This window comes from Cohnella soli (genome assembly GCF_042655525.1).
Classification (GTDB): Bacteria; Bacillota; Bacilli; order Paenibacillales; family Paenibacillaceae; genus Cohnella; species Cohnella soli.
Genome location: NZ_JBHSMI010000067.1, coordinates 600633 through 616120, shown reverse-complemented (window position 1 = coordinate 616120; position 15488 = coordinate 600633). Strand labels below are relative to the sequence as shown.

Below are 15488 nucleotides of genomic sequence, written 5' to 3'. Positions count from 1 at the left end.
TCTCATGCGTAAATATATCCGAGCGGAAGCCTATTTTCAGGCGTTTCTTATCTTGGCCATCGTATTTGCTATGACGGTCATTCCCTTCTCCCTCTACTTATCGCGCCAATATTCGGTATACGCTTCGCAAGAGCTCGAACGGAACGACAAGTATAAGCTGGAGCAAACGAAAGAAAATCTCGTTTCAGTCATAGACCGTTTGAAACAGATTACGCTCGGATTGTTCGAAGAGCCGGAAATCAGGAAGTGGATTCAACTTCGGAGAGAAGACCCGTTTGTGCTGAACGACGCTGTCCAACTACTGAAGAAAAGGCTCGTCACCGAGCCTTTCATCGAATCCGTCGTCTTGTATAACTCCCAAATCGAGCGGATGTTCGATTATAAGAGGGGCATGATTTCGAGAGCCGAGATGGAAAGCTTCGACAAGGAATCGCTTTTCCATGACGGCTCACCGAACTATTTCTGGATTACGAAGCACCGTTTCGGCGAGAAAGAGGGGCTTGCGATTACGCTGCCCTTCGGCAAAAGTAGCGGCATCGACAAAAGCTTCTTGCTCATATGGATCAATAACGAAGCGCTGCAGAAATCGCTCCTCGAGTTAAACAAGGACAGCGGCGTATACATTCAAGTGACAGACGGAGATGATCGGCCGCTGATCGGCCAATCGGATGAAGAACTGCTGCGCTTGCTGCGTGACAACGGTCATCGGTTGCGCCAGGATTCGATCAGAATGGAAGCGGGAGGAAGCGAATGGATCGTGTCTTATGACGCGGTTGGCATACAGGACTGGACGATTTATTACTCCACCAGGATGGACGATTGGTTCCGCAATGTGACTGCGTTTAAGCACAAAATTCTCTATTCCTTCATCGGGTTGCTTACATTGCTCATCGCCATCTTATTCTGGAATACGAGAAGAGTCCATCGTCCGATCAGCCTGCTGGCGAAGCAAATCTCGGGAAGACTCGGCCTTGCTGCGGAAAGCGGCTGGGGGCTGAGAAGTCTGCCAAACGCAGAGGTGCGTCAGATTCAGAACGGATTCGGTATTTTGTCCGAACGGATCGACCAACTGAACTCTTCCATGCAGGATCAGAACACGATCTTGAAAGAGGACTACTTGCGGGAATGGGTGCTTCAAGGGAAGTTGGAAGATGACATGCGCAGTCGATTGCAACAAATGAGCCCGCTGCCGAATTGCAACGAGCTTGTGCTTGTCGTCTGCAGAATCGATTCGTATGCCGCCTTGTCGGACAAATACGATTTTTCTTCCCGCAAAGTACTGAAAAGCACCATCGTCAACATCGCCAGCGAAACGATCGTACAGCGGGATTGGCAAATGGAAAGCATCGATTTCGGCGGTAATCATCTGGTGTTCCTCGTCGGCATCGGTTCGGACGATCGGCCGCAGGACCTTGTTCCTTATTTCGAAGAGATGAACGATCGCGTGTCGAAATGGTTGAAGCTGCGACTTACGGTTGGCATTAGCGACCGCAAAAGCGCGGATCACGATCTGAGGCTTGTGTACGAGAAGATCGTCCAGCTCGCGACGTTCAGCTTCATCGACGGGAACGGCCGGATTTATCAAGAGTCCGATTACGAGGGCGATGCATTCCTTTCCAGGCCGCTAACCGACGATACGATACCGCCTGAACTGATCGAATCCATTCGGCTCGGTCAGTCGGATAAGGCAAGACAGCTTCTTGATGAAGCGGGCAACAAGCTTCGGCGTCTGCATTATGACGAATGCAAGCTTCAGCTGACGTTCCTGATCTATAACTTGTATAAAATTTTTGGCAAAGTGATGTATTCGTCCAGCCTGAACGGCATTCGTTCGGAGTTGGACAGATTTAACACGCTTGACGAGGCGATGCATCAGTTAAAAGAAGATGTCGATTCGATTATCGGCAGCTTATATGAACGGCAAACGGGCGATCGGCAGGATGAGCGCGTGGAGGAAATGCTTCATTACGTGAAGGCAAATATCCACAATCCGATGCTGACGATCGAAGAGATTGCCAATCACGTCTCATTATCCGTCAATTATGCTCGGACACTGTTCAAAGAGCATACGGGCGCCGCATTGGCGGGATATATTTTGAACGAGCGAATCCATTTGGTGAAATATTTGCTGGTGCAAACCGATTGCACGATCACCGAGATTGCAATCCAGTCAGGCTTCCAGTCCAGAAGCACCTTCTTTACGGTGTTCAAGAAGGAAGTCGGGGTTACGCCGAGCGAATATCGTGCAAATTTGCGGGGAGGTAAGATGGCACATGGGTAAAACGATCAACGTCATCGTCATTTTCGCGCACCCGGACGAAGGCGAGAAATACGCGGGAGGGCTGTCCGCTATGTTCGCGGAGTTGGGCCATAGGGTGAAGTTTCTGTCGTTAACGAACGGTGACGGCGGGCATTATCGCTTAAGCGGTCAGGATCTTATTGAGCGCAGAGCGGGGGAGGCGATCGAGGCGAAAAATCGACTCGGCCTTGCCGAATATGAAATTTTGGATTGCCCGGACGGTGCGCTTATGCCCACGCTTGAGCTGCGCTACGAGATCATCAAGCAAATCCGCGAATGGAAAGCCGATATCGTCATTACTTTCCATCCCGAAGGAGGCGCCCATGCCGATAATCGGTATGCTGGGCTCGCGGTCAGCGATGCCGCTCCCTTCGTCGCGCGCGTCCCGAACGTCGTGCCGGAAGTCGAATGTTTGGACAAAGCGCCGATATTTCTGCTCATGCCGGATTACTCGATGAAAAAACGCTACAAAGCGGATGTCGTCGTCGGGATCGATGCGGTGCTGGAGAAGAAGTTGCTCGGATGCGATGCGCATTATTCTCAATTTTTCGAATATCAGCCATGGTCGAAAGGCCTCACCGTTCAGGAACTTTCCGACTGGCAGGAACGCCGCGAGATTCTTATGAAAGATATTTCCGAATTTATTCATGTCGCGGACGAGATGAAGCCTGCTCTTGAAAAGTATTATGGCAAAGAAAGAGCAAACGAATTCCAGTACGCCGAGCCTTTCGAGCTCGCGAAATACAATTCGGACGGTGCTGAAAGCCGGGTAAGGGCATTATTCCCGATGTTCGAGCATCGAGGGGGAGTAGAGAGTCAATGAGTGATCCGATTCGAGTGATCGTAATTGGAGCGCACCCGGACGAACCGGATGTTTATGCTGGCGGGACGGCTGCGTTGTTCGCGGAGATGGGGCATAAGGTCAAATTTCTTTCCTTAACGAACGGGGATGCGGGACATTCCCGGATGAAGGGGAAAGAGCTTTCGGAGCGCAGAGCGCGCGAGGCGCAGGAGGCGGCCAAACATCTCGGGATCGAGGAATACGAAATTTTGGACAATCACGACGGGGCGCTCATGTCGACTCTGGAGCTTAGGCAAGAAGTCATTCGGCGAATCCGCAATTGGAAGGCGGATGTTGTCATCGCGTTCCATCCGGATGGATGCACGCACACGGACAATCGGTATGCGGGACGAATCGTGGCCGACGCCTCGGCTTTCGTCGCGAAAGTGCCTAATATCGTTCCCGACACGCCGAGTCTGGACAAAGCACCGTTGTTCCTTCTTATGCCGGACTATTCGATGCGGAACCGTTATCGCGCGGACATTGTCGTGGATATCGGCCCGGCTCTGGAGAAGAAGCTGTTAGCCTGCGACGCTCATGCGACGCAATTTTACGAGTTCGCCCCGCACGAGAAAGAAATGAACGATACCATTCCGCAAGACTGGGAAGGCAAACGAGAATTCCTGCTTCGCGGTTGGGCGGCATTCATGGACGTATCGGACGAGATGAAGCAGGCGCTTCGCCAAGGATACGGATCGAGCCGGGCGGAGGCGATTCGCTACGCTGAACCTTTCGAATACGCCTCTTACAATGTCGGGCCGCTGACAGATGAACGAAGGCTCGCTTTGTTCCCGATGATTCGCAGCAATAGCTAGATTCAATTCAGAACCTGCTCTGTTCGTGGAGCAGGTTTTTTTGTTGCCGGTCAGCAGGCTTTTCGGTTACGTCGAGATCGTCGGTCATTTTATGATTCACATTATTTTGGTGCTCTTTATAATCGAAGGCGTAAGCTTCTATAAGCCGCCCGTCGAGATGCACAAGACGAGAGTGGACCGAATCGTATTCGTGGCGCTGAACTTCTTACTTGTTCTGGCAACGTTTCTGTTGATCTATTATCGATTTGCCTGAACCGACCGACGCCGAAAGGCGAAGCTTTCCGCCCCGACTCGGATGAACGTGATGAGAATGAGTGCCGCCGCGGTGGCGACATAGCTCCATCGAATGGCGGGCAAGCTCGTGTCGGTGCCGGAGGCGAGTCCGTGCGCAAGCGCAAGGAAAAATGCAGGATAGCCGGCCATATGGAGAAAGAGCCATACCCGCTTCGCGAGAAACATGCGGAAGTCCGTTGTGACGAGTACGAGAACTAAGCAGTAAAAGGAAAGAGAACCTAATCCGTACGCGATGCGGTGATCCGGGTAAGAGAACGGAATGAGCAGTTGCCCCCAAGTGAACGGAGAATAGCGGTCGATTGCGAGAATGAGAATATGTGCGAGCGCAAGGAGCATGCCCGCTCCTTGCGTTTTGGCATGCCAGAAATAGGTGCGCTTCTTCCAATTCCCCTTTAATTGAGGGATACCGTAGACGATGCCGAGCATGACGCCAAGAAACAAAAATCCGTAAGCAAGCAAACCGGCGACTCTCGTAATCGTCCAAGTGGGCAGTTCTAATAAAATGTCCGTCATGATCGCTTCTCCTCCCATCGGACGCTGGAGCCGCGTCCCCTCCATATTGTTGTCGTCCGGTTGTTGAGCGCTACGCACACGTCATACTCCGGAAAAGCTTGCTTAACCCACGTCTCCCCGTCCGCGGAGCCGAGGATACATATGGTCTTCGCGACGATCTCCGCATCCACGGCCGATGCGCCGACAACAGTGCATTGCAGCACGTCGCTATTAGCCGGCATGTCAGTCCGCGGGTCAATCAAGTGGTGCATCGTGCCGGATGAGCTCGTCCATCTTCTACGTGTCGTGCCGGAGGTCGCCGCTGAGCCGTTGCCGATTATGGCGGAAGCCAATATCGCTTTGCCGTTTTCTTCGTCTGACGACCATGGCGAGTCGATATCGATCTGCCAGTTCGGCAGATCGTCTTGACCCCAGCCCCATACTCGCAAATCCCCTCCAGCATTCACATGGCCTGAAGAACAACCGCTTGAACGGAGCATGGCTGCGATTCGATCGACGGCCCATCCTTTGACAACTCCGCCGAGATCGATACGCGTGCCGCGAGTCAGTCGAGCCAACCGCAGCAGCGGATACGTCTTCCATCTTTGCCGCACAGTGTCGGTCGACACTCCCGTCGGGGCACGATGGATTGTTCCTGACGTTGAATTCAACCTGTCGGCGGTTTCGCCGATATGCTCGAAGCTGGCCGAATAGCCCGAGCGCTCCAAAGCATTCAAAATGCAAGGATTGTAAATACCATGCGTCAGCCGTCGATATTCCATCGCATGTCCGAGCACTTCTAACATAACAGAGGATACGGCGACGGGAAGTCCGTGCGCCCCGTTCAGTTTGCTTAACTCACTGTCATCGTTAAACCTGCTGAAGCGCTGCTCGATGGAATGAAACCATTCGCGGATGATCATTCGTGTCGGTTCCGCCATAGAGGGCTGCTCGCAAAGAAGAGTGACTTCGATGTCGGTGTTCATCGCACGAAATTCATCTCTTATCGTATGTGTCATTGTATTGCGCTCCTTCAGGATTGCCGTGTTCTGGAGCGGAAGCCGGAATCCCCGTTTTCCTGACTAGACGAGGCGGGAGTTCGGTAACTGTTGTCGGAGCGTTGCCTTCTCATACTGAACCCGGACCCGGAATCTGTATCGGGAGGAACGTCTCGAACAGTTGGTTCTTGCTGGATGCGATTTGAATCGCTAACTTCCGATGATAGAGGCTGATTCGTGTTCACCGGGAACGAGCCGCTTGTTCGCGCTTGTTCGAATATCAGCGCGACAGACAGCGTAGCCCCCAACGTTATCGCCCACTTTTTGAGCTGTTTTTTCACGTTTGCACGCATATTCACGTCTCCTTCGACGGCTGTTTGTGAGTAGATCTTATGAAAAGTATAAAAAAGCATGATGAAAGCAACATGAGGGGAAACTGAAAGATTACTGAAGGTTTGGGCGCTACGGGGCTTGGCCGGGCGATACAGAAGAGTGAAGTAAATCAATTGAACAATCGTTCGAAAAATTGTCGATAATTTGCAAACGGATGCGATATCCTTTATATTTTACTAATCGAACGATCGTTCAATAAGAGAAAGATATTTGCAAACTAAGGAGTGGAGACGAAGTGAAGAGTGTCATCGGATTTTCGTTGAAAAACAAATTTGCTTTATGGATGATCACGGTCATCGTCGTTGTGGCCGGCTTGTACTCCGGCATGACGATGAAGCAGGAAAGCTTGCCTAACTTGAGCTTTCCGTTCCTCAGCGTAACGACCGTCTATCCGGGTGCGACACCTGACGCGGTCGTGAAGAATATTACGTCGCCGCTAGAGAAGAGACTTCAAAATATCGAAGGCGTCAAAAACATCAACTCAACGTCGATGGAAAACGTCTCTTCGATTTTTATCGAATATGATTTCGGGCAAGACATGGACGCGGCCGTGGCTCAGCTCCGCGAAGCGGCGGCGAGTGTCACGTTGCCGGATGGAGTTAAAGCGCCTAACATCTCGAAATTCAGTTTTAATTCCTTCCCGGTTATCTCGCTCAGCGCATCTGGACAAGGCAATCTCGAGAATTTGACGAAAATCGTCTCGGAGGAAATTCAGCCTGCGCTCGAAGGTGTCTCAGGCGTCGCTTCGGTGCAGATCGCCGGACAATTTGTTCAAGAGGTTAGCTTGAAGTTCGATCAGGCGAAGCTCGCTGGACTTGGGCTGACAGAAGATCTCGTAAAAGGGATCGTACAGGGCTCCGCGCTGAAAGTGCCGCTCGGTTTGTTCCAACTCGACAAAACGGAGAAGTCCGTCGTTGTCGACGGCCACGTGACGACAATCGAAGATTTGAAGAACATCGTTATTCCCGTTATGCCTTCCGCGCAAGGCGGCAAAGCTGCCGGGCCTGTGAAGCTTGGCGACGTCGCCGACATCGTCATGTCCGGCAAGGCGCAATCGATCTCCCGCACGAACGGCGCGGAGTCGATCGGCATCCAGGTCGTTAAGGCGAACGATGCCAACACGGTCGATGTTGTTAACGGCGTTAAGAAAGAAGCGGACAAGCTGAAGGAGAAATACAAAGACCTGAAGCTGGATATTATGCTCGACCAAGGCAAGCCGATCGAGAAATCGGTCGAAACGATGCTCAGTAAAGCACTTTTCGGCGCATTGTTCGCTGTAATCGTTATTCTGTTGTTTTTGAGAAACATCCGTACGACTCTAATTTCCATCGTATCCATTCCATTGTCGCTCGTCATTGCAGTGCTCGTGCTGAAGCAATTCGACATTACGCTGAACATTATGACGCTCGGCGCTATGACCGTTGCGATCGGTCGGGTCGTCGACGATTCGATTGTCGTCATCGAGAATATTTACCGTCGCATGTCGCTTGCGGGCGAGAAACTTAAAGGACGCGAGCTCGTGCTCGAAGCGACACGGGAGATGTTCTTACCGATCATGTCGTCGACGATTGTTACGATTGCCGTGTTCTTGCCGCTCGGACTTGTCAGCGGTATGGTTGGACAAATTTTCTTGCCGTTCGCGCTCACGATTGTGTTCGCATTGATGGCATCGCTGCTGGTGGCCGTTACTGTTGTGCCGATGCTTGCGCATCAGATGTTCAAGAACGGTATTAAGGCCGGTAAGGGCCATGATCACGATGAGAAACCGAGAAGATTGGCCAGAGGGTATCGCGGTTTGCTGAACTCGGCGTTAAACCATAAAATCATTACCCTCGTCATCGCGTTCGCGCTTCTTATCGGCAGCTTGTTCCTGGTGCCTTTGATTGGCGCCAGCTTCTTGCCAGAGCAAGAAGACAAATACGCGATGGTGACCTATACGCCGGAACCGGGCGACCGCGTCGAAGATGTCGAGCAGAAGGCGCTTATCGCGGAGAAGTACCTTCGGGAATTTCCCGACGTCACCAGTCTACAATACTCGGTCGGTGGAGAGAACCCGCTGCAGCCGGGGCCTTCCAAGAACGGATTGTTCTACATGCAGTTTAAGGAAGATACGAAACATTTTGCGGATAAGAAAAAGGAACTCATCGAAGGGCTGCACAAAGCCGTTCCGACCGGTACATGGGCAGAGATGAATCAAGGCGGCGGGCTTGGCGGAAGCAGCTTCAGCTTAAGCGTATTCGGGGACAATCTCGAAGACATGACGCCGGTCGTGAACCAGATCGCCGACTTGATGAAGGCGGATTCCGCTTTCGAGAAAGTCGATACGAGCTTGTCGAAGACGTATGAGCAGTATACGATCGTTGCCGATCAGGCGAAGCTGAGCCAATACGGCCTGACCGCAGGTCAAATAGCGATGACTTTGAGCCCTCAGCGGGCAAGACCAGTATTGACGCAAGTTGTGGAACAAGGCAAAACATACGATGTGTACGTGGACGTCGACAAGGCGGCTTACAACAGCATCGATGATATTTTGAACCAAAAGATCAAATCCCCGATCGGCGTCGAAGTTGCCATTCGCGATGTCGCGAAGGTGGAGGAAGGCACGTCGCCGAACTCGATCGCTCGTCAGAACGGCAAGATGGTCGTCAATGTGACGGCGAAAATTACGCAATCGGACGTGGCAAAAGCGTCGAGCACTCTGAAGGAGAAAGTCGACAAGCTTAACGTTCCGTCTTCCGTCGAAGTGAAGTTCGGCGGCGTCACCGAGCAAATTAACGAGACGTTCACGCAGCTCGGCTTGGCGATGCTCGCGGCGATCGCAATCGTATATCTCGTGTTAGTACTGGCGTTCGGGGGAGGACTTGCGCCGTTCGCGATCATGTTCTCGCTGCCGTTCGCGATTATCGGCGGATTGGTTGCCTTGTACGTGACAGGCGAGACGCTGAGCGTATCCGCGCTGATGGGCGCGCTTATGTTGATCGGTATCGTCGTCACGAACGCGATCGTACTCATCGACCGCGTCATTCACAAGGAACGCGACGGCATGACAACGCGCGAGGCATTGCTTGAAGCGGGCGGTACGCGTCTGCGTCCGATTCTGATGACCGCGCTTGCCACGATCGGGGCGCTGCTGCCGCTGGCATTCGGATTCGAAAGCGCAGGTATCATCTCGAAGGGGCTTGGCGTGACCGTTATCGGCGGACTGATCAGCTCCACGCTGCTGACGCTGCTCATCGTGCCGATCATTTACGAATTGCTCATGAAAATGAGACGGAAACCGAAGAAAGCGGCGGTATAATCGAGGTAGCCGATTCGACGGGAGAGCGGGGCGTTCGGTTTGCAGGATAAGAAAAAACAAATTCTCGACGCGGCGATCAAATGTTTCGCCCGCAAAGGGTTTAATGCAACGTCCATTCAAGAAATCGTGGACGAACTGGGGATGGCGAAAGGTTCGATTTATTTTTACTTCAAATCGAAGGAAGAGCTGTTCGTTTCCGTTATCGAGTATTACGGCGAAATGCTGTTCGAGCAAATGGAGGAACTGCCCGGTGAAGCCGGGCTTCCCCCGCGCGAGAAGCTCGCGACGCAGATCGAACGGCAGTTCGGCTTCATCCGAGAACATCTGGATTTCATGCGAATGTTGATGAAGGAACCGCTAAGCGGCCTGCAGCCGCAAATCCGCGAGAAGTTCCTGCAGCTTCGGGTAAGAGGGAAGCTGTGGAATTTGCAACATCTCAGCGCGATCTACGGAGACTCCGTCGATCGTTATCTCGGCGATGCGTCCGCGCTTATGTCGGGGATCGTCGGCCCTTACTTTGAGGCGATTTTGTTCGAGGAGGAAAGCTTCGACGATCGGGGCTTGGGCAAGTTTCTGACGGGTAGGCTGGACGACATGATTGTGGGGATGAAGCGTGACGGACATCCCCCGATCCTGCCCTCCGCGAACTTGAGCCGACTTCGCGAAATGGCGGGAATGGGCGCGGGGAAAGACAAAGGCGGTGCCGCTGGCATCGTGCGTGAATTGATCTCGGAGGCGGCATCAGACCCGTCGCGCTGGGACGATGGGGTTTACGCGGATTTAATGGGAGCGTTAACGGCATTAAAGGAAGAGGCCGAGCGACCATCTATCCGTCATCCTTTGATGTACAAGGCGATGATCGCCTTGACGAGACAGCTTGGCCCTGCGGAATGGAATGAGCGGCTTACGGTATTGGAGCGGTCAGTCTAACGGAAGATGATGTTTAAGTTCTTCTAAATTTTGCGTTCCCATGTCCAATTGCCCTGCGAAGTTGTGTATAGTTAGAAGGAATAGCTATGACAGCTTCAGGGCTTGGGGGGAAACATATGTACTGCGCTGAATGCGGAGAGAAGCTGGTTGTTTCCGCGATTGCATGTCCGAGCTGCGGCACGGAAATCAAATCGAAACCGCCAGCGGAAGAGGCGATTTTTGAATTTGCACCTGCACCGGTCGCCGCCGCGTTCGATTCGCCGGCTTCCGATCCGGACCCGTTCGCGGGATTGCCTCAAGGAAGAACGTTCAGTTTGTCGACACGAGCGAAAGTGTTGATTTTAGTGCTGCTGGCCGTTGGGGCCGCTCTGTATCTTGTCCTGAAGTTTGCAGGCGGAGGAGGCGGAACGCAATCGACGCCGGAAGGCGCGGTGAAAGGCTTCATCAAGGCGGCTCAGGCGGAGAAAGCCGAGAAGATGGTTGCCTATGCTTGGTGGGCGGAAAGTTCGGACGTGCGTAAGCAGGAAATCATCAAGCGATACGAAGAGATGTTTGAGGCGGACACGTTAAAGATTCACGATTATGAAATCTTGAGCGTCAAGATGGAGGAGAATTACGCTACGGTGGAATATAGCATGCGAGTCAGCCAAGATCATACCGAACAAACGCTCAAAGAATCGTTTCAGCTAGCCAAACATGACGACAAGTGGTATTTAGACGTGTTCTAACAACAAGCAACCCCCGGTGCCTTCTCTCGGAAAAGGCGACCGGGGGTTGTGCGTTATTATGATTTAATCCGATTAAGAGACTGTCGATTAATTTAAAGCCTACGACTTAATTTGAGTAACGGCCTGCAATGAGTCTCTTCCGGGAGTGAGATGTTCGAATTTTTCGAGCAACGGCCTGCAGCGAATCTCTTCCGGGAGCGGGATGTTCGAATTTTTCGAGCAACGGCCTGCAGCGAGTTCCTTCCGAGAGCGAGATGTTCGAATTTTTCGAGCAACGGCCTGCAGCGAGTTCCTTCCGGGAGCGAGATGTTCGAATTTTTCGAGCAACGGCCTGCAGCGAGTCTCTTCCGGGAGCGGGATGTTCGAATTTTTCGAGCAACGGCCTGCAATGAGCCCCTTCCGGGAGCGAGATGTTCGAATTTTTCGTGCAACGGCCTGCAATGAGCCCCTTCCGGGAGTGAGATGTTCGAATTTTTCGAGCAACGGCCTGCAATGAGCCCCTACGGATGTGGCTCCGAGCAGGGAATTGCTATCGAATCAATCGAGCAGCTCGACGTTCATCCACAGCGCCAGCGAAGCTCCTGGCTCGATAGACAGCAGCCCTTTCTTGTCGTTAAGCGCTTCGTTCAGCGCCGTCCAAGGTTCGACGCAGACGAACGGCTTGCCTGCGACCGACCAGAGCACGACGTAGCGGAATTGCTCGCTGTAGGTCAGGCGAACGTGGTGTTTCCCGACGAGCGGGAACGTAATCTCGGCTTTGTTTGCATCCAGAAGCGCGGCTGATTCGACCATGTCTTCGAGACGCAGCGTGCCGTCAAAAGGTTTCTCCTGCTTGTCGTTATAGTCGAGCATACGCGTGGCGTCGGTGCCGTAAGTCAAGTTTTTCCCTTCGGTGGCGAAGTACGGGTGGAAACCGGCGACCATCGGCATCGGTTTGTCCGACCGATTACGGTATTGCTGTTCGATCGACAGAACGCCATTCTTGAGCCGGTACGTGAACTGTAGCTCGAAGTCGAAAGGGAACGCTGCACGTGTCTCTGCGTTGGCGGAAAGGGCAATAGTCACGTAAGCGGCACCGTCTGTACCCGTCTCGACAACTTCCCAAGGTAGAATGCGAGCGACGCCGTGATTTTTCATCCGGTACGTCTCGCCTTCCCATTCGTACTGTCCGTTTACGAGTTGACCCGCGATCGGGAACAAGATGGGGATGCCGCCGCGAATGTTCGCTTCGGGGTTCAGGAACGTTTCCTTGTCCAAATAAAGCGTCTCGATGCCGTGAAGACGGCAGCCGATTACGATACCTCCGCGCTCCGGGCATACGATCACCGAAGAATCGGTATCCCGTTCAATCAGTTCATATAGCGGGTAGCCGTCCGTTGTGCGCTGAATGGCATAATTAGTCGTAGCAGTCAATGTAGTACCTCCAGGTTATGTCGAGTGTGAGCAAAATCGGGCTTTTTAAACTACCTCTATTATAGCAATATTTATTGAACCGCCAATCGCAAGCCGATATAGTGTAGAAGAAGAGCGGAGGTGGGGCCATGACGCAGCCTGTAGCTGGCAAAAGAATCGTCGTCCGTTACGAGCCGGATGGCGTTCGTACGTTCGAAGACGATGTGGCGACGGAATGGCCGGTGACGATCGTCTTGAACGGCGAAGAGTTCGCGACGCTTGTCTGTTCTCCGGAAGAGGTTGAAGACTTAGCGGTCGGATATATGGCGTCCGAAGGCGTGCTAGCGGATATCGCTGCGCTCGAAGATCTATCTTACGACGATCGCACAGGGACGGTATATGTGGAAATTGCCGGAGTCGATTCTTGGTTAATAGACAGCGGCTCCAAGAGGGTGCTCACGTCTTGCTGCGGCAAGAGCAGGCAAGGATTTGTTTTCTATGCCGATATGAGAACGGCGCGCGAAATAGAGTCGCGACTTATTAAACTGACGTACGATAGTTGCTTAAGCATGATGCGTGCGATGGAATCGAAGTCGGGTTTATTTAAAGCGACGGGAGGCGTTCATAATGCGGCGCTTTTCCATGCGGACGGCACGCTGCTGCTCGCGCGAACGGATATCGGTCGGCACAATGCAATAGACAAGCTGTATGGATATTGTCTGCGCAACGGGGTTTCGATGGCGGATAAAGTACTTGCGTTCAGCGGCAGGGTGTCGTCCGAAGTGCTGCTGAAGGCGGCGAAAATGCGCTGCGAAACGTTATTGTCCAAGTCGGCGGTGACAGATCTGGCGATCAATCTGGCTGAAGATCTCGGCATTACGATCGTCGGATTTATAAGGGGCGGAGCAATGAATGTTTATTCGCATGCGGATCGAATTACGGTGGGTGAATAGGTCATTTCCTGGGAAATGCTGTCGAATTGACGAAATCACGCAACAAGACGTCGATTCGCAACGTATAAAAGAGGTACGATTCGAAGTTGAAGGAGCGTGGACGCGATGACGTCACTGCCGCCAAGAAACGTCGCGGTGTCGACGCAGGGCAGGCCGCCCGGGATGCCGCCTCGAGCTCAGCGCAAATCAGTTGCTGGCGCGAAAGCTAAAACGAGAAAACCCGTCCTTTGGGTACTTTTTAAATTAATCTTTTTTACCGGTCTCTTGTTCTGTATCTTATTTGCCGGTTGGTTTTACCTGACGCCGTCCGGTTATCAATATCGATACATGCTTGCAGATTCGATCATTACGACTCAGCACAGGGAATGGGCAAAGTATATTATTGGCGAGAAAGCGCTCCGCGAGCGGGTCGCGCAATACGCGAACCGGTTCGAGCAGATGGGCGAGGAACGGGATCAGCATACGATTACCGGAGTTCCAACTGACGAAGGCAAAACCGACGAACAGCCAGACGCCGGGAAGCTGACGACAGTCGAAGAAGTGGATGGAGAAGGTTTTCATGGCTTTCTGCTGACGGTCAAAGATCCGAAGAAGATCAGGCTCGTCGTGACGAACCGTGTCGGCCGCGGAGAGAAAATTACGAGTATGGTGAAGCGCACGGGCGCGATCGCCGGCGTGAACGCGGGCGGTTTCGCCGACCCGAACTGGAAAGGCAACGGATTTAAGCCGATCGGGCTTGTGATTAGCAATGGCAAAATTTATTATGACGGGCTCGGCGGCAAAAAAAGCGTGCAAATCGTAGGTATCGACAAGCAAGGTAAAATGCTTGCGGGCAAATATTCGATCAAGGAATTAATGGATCTGGGCATATCCGAAGCGGTCAGCTTCTCGCCGCGTATTATCGTTAACGGCAAAGGGTTGATCAAAAACCGGGCGGAAGGCTGGGGCGTCGCTCCTCGTACCGTTATGGGACAACGGGAGGATGGGTCGATTCTGTTCCTGTTGATCGATGGTCGTCAGCCTGGCTACAGTATCGGGGCGACCCTGTACGATGCACAACAGATTCTGCTCGAGCACGGCGCCGTTATCGCGGCGAACTTGGACGGCGGTTCGTCGACAGTGCTCGTCGACGAGAAAGGTACGATCGTGAACAAGCCGTCTTCGTCTGCAGGAGAACGGTACTTGCCGACCGGATTCCTCGTGTTCGAAAACCCCGATGCCGTGCAAGTGCCGAACATCTGGGCGGGCATGAAACCGGCTGAGATCGACGGGGGCAAATGGTAAAATCGCAAAAGCTGCATTGGCGCCTCGCCTTAAGGGACGCTGATGCAGCTTTTTTTCGTTCTAATACATCATAAAACCGAGCGGGCCGTTCTCGTCGATCATGTCCTGAATTTCGTATACGGAAATGGGGAAGTATGGGAATCCCCAAGCGTACGGTACAATCGCGTACAGCGGGAAATAGATGACGAGCGATTTGTCGGCGATATAGAAGTCTTGATCAGGCGTAATGCCGGGGTATTCGACGAGCAGCGGAAGCTGACGGGCTTTGATCTGCGCCTGGATGATCGCGTTAAGCCGCGTTTGATAGTTGCTATTCGGCTTGAATAGCTCGCTGAGCTTGTAGCTTCTGCCGGTATTGGCATCGAAGGTGAGCGACTTCTGCATCGTATTGCCGTGCGCACCTCCGGTGAACACGTAGTTCAGGAGGGACAGGCTCAAGACGCCTCGCTGGTTCGACTTGATTTCGAATGTTCCGTCCATCTGCTGAATGTCGTTGCCGGGGAAACCTTGCTCCTTTAACAGCTGCCTGCTGGAGGTAGCGATCGCTTTGTTCATTTTCTCCTGCGCCTCGCGCGTCGTCCCGCCGTTCACGTATGGAACATGGATTTTGACGTTTTTGGCGGTCATCGTACGGACGCGGATCGGCAGCATTAACGTTTGGGCGTTCATTCTCATTCCCCTTCGCTGGGCGCACTGAAATAGGCTTTCGTCCTCCCAGTCTATGCAGTGGCGGAAAGTTCCGTTCTCGCGAAGTATCGGGAATGAGATCAG

Annotated in this window: 13 protein-coding genes; 9 read left to right on the top strand and 4 right to left on the bottom strand. The window is 52.8% G+C overall.

All coding sequences use genetic code 11. The features are described from left to right. The first annotated feature begins 4 nt into the window (after positions 1 to 4). The 4 genes from ACFPOF_RS32095 to ACFPOF_RS32080 are packed head-to-tail and all read left to right on the top strand — an operon-like array spanning position 5 to position 4208. Complete coding sequence (locus tag ACFPOF_RS32095; protein ID WP_378140018.1) at positions 5 to 2281, top strand: helix-turn-helix domain-containing protein; 2277 nt, start codon at positions 5 to 7, stop codon at positions 2279 to 2281. Continuing rightward, the gene (locus ACFPOF_RS32090; protein WP_378140017.1) at positions 2274 to 3122 is read left to right on the top strand and encodes a PIG-L deacetylase family protein; all 849 of its coding nucleotides are present in this window, start codon (positions 2274 to 2276) and stop codon (positions 3120 to 3122) included. The genes ACFPOF_RS32095 and ACFPOF_RS32090 overlap by 8 nt, the downstream gene beginning before the upstream one ends. Then, on the top strand, positions 3119 to 3955 hold the full coding sequence (locus tag ACFPOF_RS32085; protein ID WP_378140015.1) for a PIG-L deacetylase family protein: 837 nt from the start codon (positions 3119 to 3121) through the stop codon (positions 3953 to 3955). Before ACFPOF_RS32090 ends, ACFPOF_RS32085 begins: the two co-directional genes overlap by 4 nt. Positions 3956 to 3998: 43 nt before the next feature. After that, positions 3999 to 4208 (top strand): hypothetical protein, encoded by a 210-nt coding sequence (locus tag ACFPOF_RS32080; RefSeq protein WP_378140013.1) that lies wholly within the window; start codon positions 3999 to 4001, stop codon positions 4206 to 4208. On the opposite strand, the gene ACFPOF_RS32075 is transcribed toward ACFPOF_RS32080, so the two are convergent. Next, positions 4193 to 4762 (bottom strand): hypothetical protein, encoded by a 570-nt coding sequence (locus ACFPOF_RS32075; RefSeq protein WP_378140011.1) that lies wholly within the window; start codon positions 4760 to 4762, stop codon positions 4193 to 4195. The genes ACFPOF_RS32080 and ACFPOF_RS32075 overlap by 16 nt on opposite strands. Continuing rightward, entirely contained in the window at positions 4759 to 5760 is a 1002-nt protein-coding gene (locus ACFPOF_RS32070) for an FAD:protein FMN transferase (protein WP_378140009.1), read from the bottom strand. The genes ACFPOF_RS32075 and ACFPOF_RS32070 overlap by 4 nt, the downstream gene beginning before the upstream one ends. 607 nt (positions 5761 to 6367) lie before the next feature. Between ACFPOF_RS32070 and ACFPOF_RS32065 the strand changes: the two genes are divergently transcribed. The 3 genes from ACFPOF_RS32065 to ACFPOF_RS32055 all read left to right on the top strand — a co-directional run bounded on the left by ACFPOF_RS32065 (position 6368) and on the right by ACFPOF_RS32055 (position 11088). Then, positions 6368 to 9430 (top strand): efflux RND transporter permease subunit, encoded by a 3063-nt coding sequence (locus ACFPOF_RS32065; RefSeq protein WP_378140007.1) that lies wholly within the window; start codon positions 6368 to 6370, stop codon positions 9428 to 9430. Between the two features lie 39 nt (positions 9431 to 9469). Further along, positions 9470 to 10360, top strand: a complete 891-nt coding sequence (locus tag ACFPOF_RS32060; RefSeq protein WP_378140005.1) for a TetR/AcrR family transcriptional regulator — start codon at positions 9470 to 9472, stop codon at positions 10358 to 10360. Between the two features lie 116 nt (positions 10361 to 10476). Then, positions 10477 to 11088 carry a zinc ribbon domain-containing protein gene (locus tag ACFPOF_RS32055; RefSeq protein WP_378140003.1) on the top strand — a complete coding sequence of 204 codons (612 nt, stop codon included), beginning with the start codon at positions 10477 to 10479 and terminating at the stop codon, positions 11086 to 11088. Positions 11089 to 11625: 537 nt separating this feature from the next. On the opposite strand, the gene ACFPOF_RS32050 is transcribed toward ACFPOF_RS32055, so the two are convergent. Continuing rightward, a complete protein-coding gene (locus ACFPOF_RS32050; protein ID WP_378140002.1) occupies positions 11626 to 12501 on the bottom strand; it encodes an aldose epimerase family protein in 876 nt (291 codons plus the stop codon). 128 nt (positions 12502 to 12629) lie between these two features. Here ACFPOF_RS32050 and fdhD point away from each other — a divergent pair, with 128 nt between their 5' ends. Both fdhD and ACFPOF_RS32040 read left to right on the top strand, forming a co-directional pair. Then, the gene (gene fdhD / locus ACFPOF_RS32045) at positions 12630 to 13433 is read left to right on the top strand and encodes a formate dehydrogenase accessory sulfurtransferase FdhD (RefSeq protein ID WP_378140000.1); all 804 of its coding nucleotides are present in this window, start codon (positions 12630 to 12632) and stop codon (positions 13431 to 13433) included. Positions 13434 to 13538: 105 nt separating this feature from the next. Continuing rightward, positions 13539 to 14717, top strand: coding sequence for a phosphodiester glycosidase family protein (locus tag ACFPOF_RS32040; protein ID WP_378139998.1), 1179 nt, complete (start codon positions 13539 to 13541; stop codon positions 14715 to 14717). 60 nt (positions 14718 to 14777) lie between these two features. Here ACFPOF_RS32040 and ACFPOF_RS32035 read toward each other — a convergent pair whose 3' ends face one another. Beyond that, positions 14778 to 15386: a DUF3298 and DUF4163 domain-containing protein gene (locus ACFPOF_RS32035; RefSeq protein ID WP_378139996.1), complete on the bottom strand. Its 609-nt coding sequence runs from the start codon at positions 15384 to 15386 to the stop codon at positions 14778 to 14780. Positions 15387 to 15488: the final 102 nt, after the last annotated feature.